Origin of the sequence: Enterobacter sp. P82, assembly GCF_037053385.1 — a bacterium.
GTDB lineage: Bacteria > Pseudomonadota > Gammaproteobacteria > Enterobacterales > Enterobacteriaceae > Enterobacter.
In genome coordinates this window covers 330,902-341,828 of the sequence record NZ_JBALHX010000004.1, presented here as the reverse complement: position 1 = coordinate 341,828, position 10,927 = coordinate 330,902, and the positions used below count along the sequence as shown (strand labels likewise).

8 protein-coding genes and 1 pseudogene are annotated in these 10,927 nt (G+C 56.2%); all 9 read right to left on the bottom strand.

The window, feature by feature from the left end:
* A pseudogene (locus WB237_RS18850) lies at window positions 1–127 on the bottom strand (type VI secretion system Vgr family protein); the annotation flags it as partial.
* A gap of 11 nt (window positions 128–138) precedes the next feature.
* Complete coding sequence (tssJ, locus tag WB237_RS18845) at window positions 139–663, bottom strand: type VI secretion system lipoprotein TssJ (RefSeq protein WP_028019690.1); 525 nt, start codon at window positions 661–663, stop codon at window positions 139–141.
* A 31-nt stretch (window positions 664–694) separates the two neighbouring features.
* Complete coding sequence (gene tssG, locus WB237_RS18840) at window positions 695–1,777, bottom strand: type VI secretion system baseplate subunit TssG (RefSeq protein WP_336215332.1); 1,083 nt, start codon at window positions 1,775–1,777, stop codon at window positions 695–697.
* On the bottom strand, window positions 1,741–3,510 hold the full coding sequence (gene tssF / locus WB237_RS18835) for a type VI secretion system baseplate subunit TssF (RefSeq protein ID WP_336215330.1): 1,770 nt from the start codon (window positions 3,508–3,510) through the stop codon (window positions 1,741–1,743). Before tssF ends, tssG begins: the two co-directional genes overlap by 37 nt.
* A gap of 58 nt (window positions 3,511–3,568) precedes the next feature.
* The gene (gene tssA / locus WB237_RS18830; protein WP_336215329.1) at window positions 3,569–5,179 is read right to left on the bottom strand and encodes a type VI secretion system protein TssA; all 1,611 of its coding nucleotides are present in this window, start codon (window positions 5,177–5,179) and stop codon (window positions 3,569–3,571) included.
* A 1-nt stretch (window position 5,180) separates the two neighbouring features.
* Window positions 5,181–8,558, bottom strand: a complete 3,378-nt coding sequence (locus WB237_RS18825; RefSeq protein ID WP_336215326.1) for an ImcF-related family protein — start codon at window positions 8,556–8,558, stop codon at window positions 5,181–5,183.
* A gap of 25 nt (window positions 8,559–8,583) precedes the next feature.
* Window positions 8,584–9,744: a hypothetical protein gene (locus WB237_RS18820; protein ID WP_336215325.1), complete on the bottom strand. Its 1,161-nt coding sequence runs from the start codon at window positions 9,742–9,744 to the stop codon at window positions 8,584–8,586.
* A gap of 2 nt (window positions 9,745–9,746) precedes the next feature.
* The gene (locus tag WB237_RS18815) at window positions 9,747–10,010 is read right to left on the bottom strand and encodes a PAAR domain-containing protein (protein WP_237995041.1); all 264 of its coding nucleotides are present in this window, start codon (window positions 10,008–10,010) and stop codon (window positions 9,747–9,749) included.
* A gap of 66 nt (window positions 10,011–10,076) precedes the next feature.
* Complete coding sequence (locus WB237_RS18810) at window positions 10,077–10,562, bottom strand: lysozyme inhibitor LprI family protein (protein WP_442892518.1); 486 nt, start codon at window positions 10,560–10,562, stop codon at window positions 10,077–10,079.
* Window positions 10,563–10,927: the final 365 nt, after the last annotated feature.

The following is a 10,927-nucleotide window of genomic DNA, read 5'->3' as shown; positions in this document are numbered from 1 at the left end:
GCCATTCAGACGGGGCGCTCAGCGCTTCGCGTCCGTGGAAGTTCAGCACATCCGGTTTGACCCGGCTGTCGTTTATCTCCAGCGTGTAGCGGGTCTGTCCGTCGAACAGCGCCAGCCAGTTATCCATCGCCATTGTTGTCACTCCTTAACAGGCACCAGCGTCAGGAAGCCATTGCCAAGCTCGATGGTGCGTGGCTTGTCCGGGTCAAGATCGTCGCGGCTTAACACCAGCCGCCAGGTATTATTTTTCATATCCGGGCGGTTGAACAATCCAATAACCGCGACGTACTGCGCCTCTTCATCCATCGGCATATTGAGCATCACGCTGCCTTTAGGCATCACCAGCAGGGATTTACTCGCCACGATGTCTTCTTTCAGCACGGTGTCGGCATCACGCAACAGCTTCTGGTAATCGGCGGCATCCACCTTCTGACGGTCTTTAAGCTGATAGACGCGTACCATGGTCGCCAGCGGCGTCTGCGCTTCATCAGCATTGGCGGCAGAGCGCGGTTCAAAGTCGAGATGAAGCACCTTAATCTTTTTGTAGAAGATGGCTTTGGTCATGCTGACCGCACCATCGGAAACAGTCTGGGTCAGGCCGCAACCGGCCAGCAAACCGCAGAGCGCGAGCAGAGCAATCTGTCGCAGGGGAACGGATGTCATTCAGAGGTTCCTTTCAGAATAAACAGCAGAGTTAATCAAAGCGGTAACCGCCGTCCTGGGCAGGAAGTAGCGGTTTGCAGTCCAGCCCTTCATAGCAGCCCAGGCTGACGGTAAGGTGGCTGCGGCCAGTACTGAGAGCTCCGCCTTTTAGCCCCAGAATGCCGGTACGGCCCAGTTGAATACGGCGTTTTTGCCCAAGACGAGGATCAGGTAACACACTCACCGGAACGGTCAGACGCAGGCGTACATCCGAGCGGTAACCGAGATACACACGCAGCAGTACCAGCAAATCTGTGTGCAGTTGTCCACCGGGCAGCCAGCCTTCGGCCTCTTCAGGATTATTGGTCGAAAGCATCAGCAGGATCCGACTACAGGCTTCTTTCCCGGTTTTGCCAAGCGTGGCGCGCTGCGACAGGGCTATCCGGTTTCCTTTCCCCAGGCCGCTGCGCTGTGCCACCTGCACTTTCACCGGGTCCGGGCTGATGATGGTCGCGGTAGTCTCCGGGGCCAGTAGCCTGACGAGCTGTCGAATGCCCTCGGCGTTACGGGTCGGCAGGCGCATCGCACCGAGCAAGGCCAGAAAGCGAGAAACGGGTGTGGCAACGTGTTCCGCCGTGCCGGGGATCCCGAGGCCCACCAGCCCTAACAGGCACTGTGAGGTGTCGTCGGTTCCCCCCATTTCAAACGTCGCCGGGTAAGCGTATTTACGCCAGATACGGTAATACTGAGTGGTAATTCGGTGGCTGAAGATATCGAGAAACGCCGTGGTCGCTTCATACCCCTCGCGGCGCTGGGCAATGTCGTCCAGATACGCCGTCGGCAGGGGTGAATCTACGCCATACATCCCGAGGAACGTGGTGCGCACCGTGGGCGGCAGTTCCGGGTGGTCTTCGTCGGTTTCAACAGTTCGCAGTTCACTGGCCGGAAAGCCCATCCCCGGCCAGGGACGGAAGCGCACCGGATCGGCGGTTGGCTTTTCAGCGGTACCCAGCTGGGGTGCGTCAGGATTTTCCTGTTCCAGCAATTGGCAGTAACGGTAAAAGTTAACCCGCCAGATATCCTTGCCAAGCAGCTCTGTCAGCCCGGTACGTGCTGGCTGTGATTCTCTGTCCATCTCAGTCGTTTCCCTGTCGGTTGCAGTACCAGCGTGAGCTGATTGAAGAGGTGTACATCGGCATACAGCGCAAAGAAGCGATGCAGCATTTCGCCAAAGAGATTCACATCGCCCTCTCCGGCAAAGTTGTCGGCATTAAGGGTGACTTCAATCTCCACACCGCGCAGCATGTAGCCACGCTCAAAGCGGCGTACCAGCGTGTGTTTCACCGCCACGATGGCTTCCAGGCGGCGGCGGTTCATCTCGTCGTCGGTCCAGTCGTACAGAGCCAGCGTACCGCGTAGCACTTCCGGGTTATCCATCATGCTTAAGAAACTCGAGCCCAGATGGCTCATCACCCTCCAGTGGAAACGGTCATTCGCGGGCGGATAGAGCGGCAGGCTCGGCGCAATCAGGTTCAGAACCTTTACCGGAACCTTGCCTGCTTTCGCGACCCGGTCTAGCAGCGTACTTTCCAGCGCCTTACGGGGCATCTGCCCGTTGGTGCCGGTGATGCGCATGGAGAGTGATTCTGGCTTATCTGCCAGTTGTTCAATTTCAAACGAACGCCCACCGAGAATCAGCCAGGTGTCGTACAGACCAGACGGGCCGCGCTTCACTCGCGTGTGGAAGTAACGTTCCGGCGCATCGTGACGCATCATGCCGCCGCGATGACGGAAGCTGGTGAACGGTACATACGGGTGCTTACCGTTTTTCACCGCTCCGTGAATGTTATCGACGCTGTAGATTTCAGTGTGCCCGTCCTGCACTCGCATCGGGCGCAGCAGGTATTCGTTTTCCAGCGGGTCGATGGTCAGCGGATCCGCTTCCAGAGTGAAAAGATTTATCACCGGTGAGCAGTGCAGGCGGAAGTTTTCAGTTTCGAACGGCATATCGGATTGCCAGCCGCCGTTGAGCACGATGTCGATTTCAAACCAGGTGGTGTCCCGATCCAGCCCGGTCAGCTCCAGCCCACGTAGCTCCACGAACATAAACTTCTGTCGGAAGCTGAAATACTCCAGCAGCAGCTGATAGCCGCTGAATGCCGAGTCGCCTTTCGGCCACAGACGCTCATTGTCTTCAAAGCCCATCGGCTTGCACCAGCCATCAAAGCAGATGCGTTCAGTGCGCGTTGCCGCATGGCGGACATACATTGCATGCACCCGGCGGGTCAGCGCCAGATGCAGGGCCGACGCTACCGGGCTTTCGGCATCAAGATAAAGGGCGACTTTATCAATGCCACTTTTCGCCCAGTCCACTTTGCTGCTGCATTCAAAACGCAGACGAATCGCCGCGCGCCCGTCAGGCTCGGTCTGCAAACGCGCATCAGCCAGATGAATGGGTTGCAGGGTGATGTCGCGAGTGGTGCGGTACTGACAAACGGTTTTGTCCGGCCCGACCGGACGCGACAGTACCGAAAAACCTTCAGGCAGCACTTCGGCCTGCTTCAGCTGTTGCCATTCCGGGTCGAAGGCCACTACGGAGAGTGACGGAATGGTGCGCATATAGTGTGGCCAGAGCAGGCTGACCAGCCCTTCGGTCAGTTCCGGCAAGTCATCGTCGAGTTTTTCGCGCAGACGCCCCATCAGGAAGGCAAACCCTTCAAACAGGCGCTCGACGTACGGGTCGCGGGCACCGGTTTTATCCAGATTGAGCATGGCAGCGCGATCGGGGTGGGCGCGGGCAAATTCTTTACCGGCTTCGCGCAGATAGCGCATCTCTGCTTCGTAATAGCGCAGGGTTAAATCATCCATGCACGGGTTTCCTGAGTATCGTGGTAGTCAAAAAAAGTGGAAATCAGATGTGGCCTTATCAGCCACACAGCACCATTGCCCGGGCGGGATCAATGGCAATCAGGCCAGCCAACAGCTCGTCCATTTCAGGGGCGAGGCGGGTTTTGTCGCTTTCGCTGCGGCCTGCTTTGAGGCGAAGTAATTTCAGGCGGCGGGCCTGCACTTCAAACAGCAACGCAGGTTCCCAGTCATTGAGCGTCAGTTGTGGTGCGCTGCTGGTGAGTTCGCCAAGCAGATGGAGCGCCATTTCATTGCGCCCGAACTGCTCTGCAACGCGGGCCATGAGCAGACGCAGTAACCAGCGGTTGCGGGAGGACTCCATACCCGGACGACTCTGAAGCCAGCCAAGCGCCGCCTCCGGGCCATCGCTGTCACCCTTTTCCATCGCCTCCGCTTCCAGCGCGAGAATGTCATCCGTTTGCTCTCCTCCGGCAACCACGGCAGGTTCATTACCAAATCCCGGCATGTCGTCATTCACTTTTTCGGCAATCCAGGTCAGCGTCACTTCATCGGCAAACGGCGTGCCGTCGCTCCACGAGAGCTGCTCAAGGCCATGCAGGCGGCCCAGCAGCAGCTTCAGGTCGCTGAGGATGTAATCCGCCCAGCCATCCCAGGGCTGTCCGGCGCGGGTCAGCCCCTGCCAAAGGTACCACTGCAAATCGAGCCAGAAACGGTTGCCGCCTTCACAGAACATCGTACTCGCCTGCTCCACCAGTTCCGTCCAGCTTTGTTGCAGATACAGCCGTTTAAGCTGTGCACGGTAGTCCGGTTTCGGTGGCGAAAGGCGGGTACGGCCGCTGGCGTCCAGCGCCGGGATCTGACCCACCGTATCCCAGCGCACCGCTTTCATCAGCCGGTGCGATGCCAGCCAGCCGTCCTGCTGATCGGCCAGCCAGCGGGAGAGGACTTTCGACTGGCTAAAGAATTCGCCTTCCGATTTAACGACAATATCCGGCGCTGACGACCTGACGGTAGAGACTGGCGCACTTTCCGTTGAACTCACACTCTGCGGTGTTAAGCCATCCAGCCCACCGGAGCCTGCAAGACGGGTTTCCAGCGCACGGCACAGCCCGTCGAGCGAAGGGCGTTCCCCTTCCTGCCAGCTTTCCAGTTGGGTATTCAGCAAGCTCAGCACCGCCGCCGTCTGGGAGGTCTGCTCACGGTTGGCATCCGGCCACAGCGAAAGCGTGTCCTGCATCTTCGTACTGTTCAGCCATTCCAGTGCCGACTTACGTGCATTCGGGCGACGAGGGTGGCACTTCTCGCCGTAGCGGGTCAGCATGGCTGCCAGCAGTTGCAGCCCCTCACACAGCCCGGCTTCGCCCTCCCGCTGCAGGCGGGCGAAGATATACCAGGTGACCACACGCAGATCACGAACCGTGTGGCAGAGGATTTTTTCAGCCAACTGGCAGAGTTTTTCTGAATCAGTACCAGAGAGCTTGTTGATTTCCTCGCGCATCAGCTGGAAATCGTCGTCATAGGCCGGGTCTTCCCCCGCCCCGTCGCCGTCCGTTAACGGCTTAAGCCAGTTATCCCATTGTGTCAGGCTGCCCTGTTGATGGGCGAGCAGCGCAGACTGCTGCGCGTCATCAGGCACGCACAGTGCCAGCAGTGCTTTTGCAGTTGCCATCTTATTCCCCCTCCGTGGATGCAAAGGTGTTATTCACAGCATCGGCGCTGACCGAGAAAATCGATGCCGGCAGGCTGAACCCCTGTAGCTTCAGCAGCGCCAGCGGGCCATCGCCCAGCTCGCTGCGCATAATAAATTTCAGCGGATTGCCGTCCTGTGTGATCCACACCAGCTGGGTTCGGCTGCTGTCGAGCGGGGTGATCAGCGCTTTATCCAGCAGACGGATAAAGCCCCAGTTACCCTGATTGTGTTCGTACAGACGCATTCCTGCAGTATTGCTGCGCCAGCTTAGGTCGACGCCCGGATAATAGGTATTCCCCGGCCAGGTGAAGCTCTGCCAGCTTTCCATCTGGTTGAAGTAATCAAGATTCTGCCCGTCCAGCGCCAGTTGGATACGTGCAACATCTCGTGAAGGACGCGCCATCAGTTCAAAATGCACGCCTGCATCACCCTGCGCAAAAACAATATCGGAGATATCCGCCAGTTGGTTGATCGCCGCCAGGAATGCTGGGTTGACGGCCACTCCCTGACTTGCGGAAGGATCGACCACCCAGCGGCTGCCTTCCTGATGCAGGATCCCGCCAAGATTCGTTTTGAGGAATGCCGCGATACGCCCGGAATCACCACGCAGGAACTGCGCCAGTAGAGGAAGTGAAGCATCACTTCCCGTAGCCTTAAACGGATAGCGCCCGGCAAATGCCGTATTCCACTGCGAGACGATAGTGCTCTGCCAGCGGGCATTGAGGCTGCCTGCCGCCGGGGCCAGCACTTGACGCCAGGCCAGCTCAAGAGGCTGCACAAACAGTGCCTGGCCAAAACCGTTCCACTCTTGTCCAAGGCTTGCCGCCACCAGGCTGCCGTAATCGCGGGTGTCGGTCAGGTCAATTGCTTTACCCTGGAACACGGTCTGGGCCAGCATCTGAGCCATCGCCTGCGGATCCGGTGCACTGGTCACCTGTTGCAGCTTGAGGCGCACCTGCGTTACACGCGCCAGCCAGGACTGGAAGCTCAGGTTGCCGTTACTGCCCGTGCCGTCTTTCCCGACCATCAGGCCATTGAGCGGGCCAAACACACCGTCCAGTGGACCTTTTGGACCCTGAGCCTGTTCAATAAACTGCTGTGCGTTCTTTTTACGGCCCACCAGCTTCTTCGCCGAATCGACAATTGAATCCGCCAGTGCTTCGCCCTTGGCTCCCGTCTGCCCCTGCCAGGCCAGCGTGTTCATCAGCGCCACCAGCGGTGACTGACGCACATCCGCCAGCAGGTTGAGCTGGGCAATCGCTTCAGACAGCGATTCCGCCTCGTGCCACTGAATACTGTTCGCCAGGTTCAACCAGGCATTCCCGAAATCGGTAAAGTAACGCTCGGTCAGGCGCTGCTTCAGCGCTTCCGGCGAGATATCGCTACCAGCCTGATGAGTCTTATCCGTTAGCACCCAGTCGATTTCTGCGCGGCGGGTTTTCACCACTTCATCAATAGCAGTTTCAACCTGCTCTTCCCACGCCTGGCGGGTGAACATCCCCGGCACCACTTCTTCGGTACTGAACAGCGTTGAGGCATTGGTATCACCGGTCATATCTGCTAGGGTTAAATCCGGCCAGTTACGGGCGATGCGCTGCAGCATTTCCTGATACAGACCAGACTCCGCATTACGCTGACCAATCTGCTTAAGCAAAATCTGTCGCACGGTCCCCACCAGCTCGGCATCCGGTTTGATTGCCCACTCGGGATGAGACGGCAGATTCTGAGCATAGAAGCCAAGCAGTTTTGGAGCCTGGGTTTGCCAGGCGCTGTCAGTTACGCCCGCACGCGTCGGCCAGACTTTCAGCATGTTTGCAGCCAGCCAGGGACCATCCGCTTTATCGGGGCGCGCCAGCATCAGGTAGCCCTTGAGCAGGTTATAGGTTTTTTGGGTGGCGGCAGTTCGCGCATCACTGGCAGGAGGCAGTTGCACGAAGGCGTCCAGTTGGCGGTGGAGCTCATCGGCCAACGCATCACGCATCAGCCCCTGATTATTGCGGGCATACAGGGGCCAGAGTGAATTCAACGTTTCACTGTCCTGATTCAGGCCAAACGTTGTGTACCATGGCGCGCCGTGAGCTTCCCGGTCCTGCAAACGGGCGATGGCCTGTTGCAGAACCAGCTGGTTGCGCAGACGTTCTGTCAGCGGCTGGCGGGTATCGGCAGCAACACGCGCCGTTTCCTGCGCCTGATAAATCTGCGCCCGATTAACCACCAGTGAAAGCAGCGTTCCCGCGCCCCACAGCAGAACCAGCGCCAGCAACACGAATCGCAGAACTCGCGGCCAGTGGAAGCCGATTTTACGGGCGTGAACATGGAGACAATCATCTTCCAGCGCCTGCCATGCAGGCGGACTTAAGCGTGCATTCGGCAGCGTGGGAGTCGCCACCTGAGCAGGGCTGAACATCACCCCACGCAGACGATAAGGTGCCGGGCCTTTCATCAGGCTGGTCAGCAGCGGCGTTAACTGCTGTTTGAGAGGCCCGCGCAGCTGATCGGAGAGTTGTAGCAGCCAGTCGTGTCGGGTATCACTCAGCAGCACGGGCATGCCCGCATCGCGTAAACGGGAAGACAGCGTGGTCAGTGATTCAACCGCCGCTTCCGGTGCAGCCCCCGGCCCGAACAATGAACCAGTCGCCGGAACGCCCTCGCCTTCCTGGCTCCAGGCTTCTTCACGGATAAACCACAGCCAGACCGGAGCCTGCCAGCCAAACAGCGAATCCCCTTTCTGGCGGCTGCGAACGAGCGTATCCAGCGCGGCAGCATCCGGAAGCTGGGCACAGTCCATCACCTGCACAATGCCGTCCACCGGACGCTGAGGGCGAACCTCATTCAGTACATCAACAAAGTCCGGCTCAGGCGTGGCTTTTGCCAGCCCGGCATGGATCAGGACAATGCCGTTGTTTTCCTGCCAGTGGTCACGCTTAAGGCCCGGTACCACTTTCTCGATATGATCATCTGTGCCCTGCACCAACAGTAAGCGGACTTTGGATTTCCAGCGGCGGCCATAGCGCAGGCGGAGGTGATCGATGAGTGAGCCAGAGGTAAACCGCGTGGTGTCTTCATCGGTGTGAGGCGCATCAGGCTGAGATGAGGTTACCGCGCTGTTTTCGTCTTCAGCATTCTGATTTCCGCCGCGTTCACCCGCCGTAATCATGAGTTTCTCTGCGAACCACCCCAGAGTGATAATGATGATGCCAAGCGTCAGACAGACAGCAATGACCCCAATAGGGCTAAATGGTCCAATGCGCACCGCACTGGCCGTTTCTTCCGGATAGATCCAGAGGAAAAGGCCAACTATGCCTGTGATACAGAGCGCCAGGAAAACAATGGATGCAAGTGCGGACGGTCTTTTCATAAAGAGCGGTAACAATCCCTGATTATTATTCTGGAGTGACAGCACAGAGCTGTCGGTAGTCTGGTGATGATTCGGTCACAACCAGTTGCGCTTCGCGGTCAGCAATGCACTGACGGGTCGCAAGAATTAAGGCCTGCCAGGGCGCGGTAACTCCGGCAAAACCTGCCACGCTATCAATATTGACGTAACGCTGCGCGGTCAGTTCTGGCGCATAGCATTCGCAGGCTGTATTCAGTGAATCACTGGAGGCCAGCGTACCGCCGGTTATCCAGCCACGCAGTACTGTGTCTTTATCAAGCCCGGCCCACAGCATCGCGTGCCGCAACGCATGGCTCATATCACCCGTGTGATTAATCTGCGGACGATGAATTCGCGCTGATTCAGGTGGCATATCTTTAAGACGGCAGTTGGTCATCAGCATCACTGAAAGAGCTTCCCCGGAATCATCCGTGGGAACGTCATTCAGCTGTGCGCTGAGCACCAGCAGCGCAGAGGGTTTCGCATAGTGAGAGTCGAGCCAGTAGTCGAGGATCCGCAGCCCGGAGAGGTCACGGATGCGGATCACTGGCCGGGTAATCTTTGATAGCCAACTGAGTGAAATATCAGGTAGGCCTTCGGCAAGCTCCAGCGCCAGATAGCAGGTCATGGATTCAGGCAAAGCATTCAGCAGTAAGTTGATATGTGCCACCGCTTCGTGCTGATAAACATCCAGCACGTCAGAGGCGTTGCCTTCCTCAGATAAACGAGAGTGCCTGACGGGCTTATCAGCTCCACGCGGCATCACCGGCTCAAGAACAGTTTTTTTAGCCAGCGCCGCAGCTTGCGTTGCCACATGATTTCGCTCCAGAGCATTTAGCAGATATTCACCGGCAAACCAGGCAAAGCGCTGTCCGCGACCTTTATCATTAGCGTGACGGGTATTGATGGTTCTGTTGGCCGCATCCTGCCCCACGCGCAGATACTTATAGCCCGCACGCCGAGCTGAAAAAATGGCTCCCCAGATCAGCACAGGGAGAGCAACAGCAAAAAGCCAGAACCCGGGGCCGGAACGCTCTCCCTGCCAGAACAGGAAAGTCAGCCCCGCCCCGACAGCCAGCACAACAACGCCGAAAATCAACCAGCGCAGGGTTATCGGACGTGGCGGTCTGGTTTTCTTCTCCGGGATCCTTTCCAGAATAACGGGCATAGTTAACCCACCATAGCGTCAGGCAGAGAACTTATGAGTGTGCAGCCACAGGCACATTTGTGACCGTGAAACGCCACCGGGATCCCATTATCGAGATAGTCCGGGTTACCTTCAGTGATGACGGTTGGCCCATGCCCTTGCTGCGGGCAGGAAACTTTGTCGCCTTTACGGGCTACGCCGATGCCACCGAAAATCATGGTAGATGAGCCCGACTGGACTGCGCCGCCGTGAGTGGTTTTATCGCCGATTCGAATAATGCCTTGCATCGTGTCTCCTTAACAAATATCTAATACCAAAAGAGCCAAACTCGTATTTGTTACATTGATAAAAACCTACCCTCTAAGCAAAGGACTTGGATAAAAATCCTCGCTATTGAAATATAATTGCAACTGTCGTGTTCGTGAGTTTGTTTGTATAATCATGCAGGACAACCAAGTGGCCTCAGCATGCGGATCATTCAAGTTTGGAGTGTCTTCATTAGAGAGGATTAAAGTACATTCATTATCGCGAAATTTTATCCATGCACGTTGTGAATCTTTGAGCATATTGAGTTGTTCAACATCACGCCCTCCCTGATGCCACATTCTTGGATATTGTTCAATAAAACGGGCAGCATCACCATAAATTTTATTGAGCCGCGCATCTGAAAGCTTATACTCTTGTTTTAAACAGGAGTGCGTCATACTGAAATCAGCATTATCCTCACTCCATTTTTTCCAGCAACTGGATATATTAGAGATATCATGATCATTAACAATCTCTTCTGCGTAAGCATTTATATTAAAAACAATCATAAGCAGGAAGAAAAATCTAGCCAAACGATCCACCTTAAACCTCATCAAATTGAACATAACAACGACTCAAAAAAACCACTTAAAGATATCCTGGCAGTGGATTTACGGGCACAAAAACAGGTTTTTATTCGAGAAACCCTTAGTTTGACATAATCCCATCTTATTCAGATGTTTGCAGAATAAGGTTATTTTTGTTACCGAACAAAACAATCCTTTTGCAAACAAGTCACCCCCGATTAAATAGCAATCAACACGGATATCCTTCCAACCAACCGGATCCTACATGAATAATTTACTGTGGATTTGGACTTTTTCTGACGTCGATTTTTTCAGGAGAAATCGCGGTGAATGGATTTATCACCAACTCTAACGAGCTCTTGAATAAAATA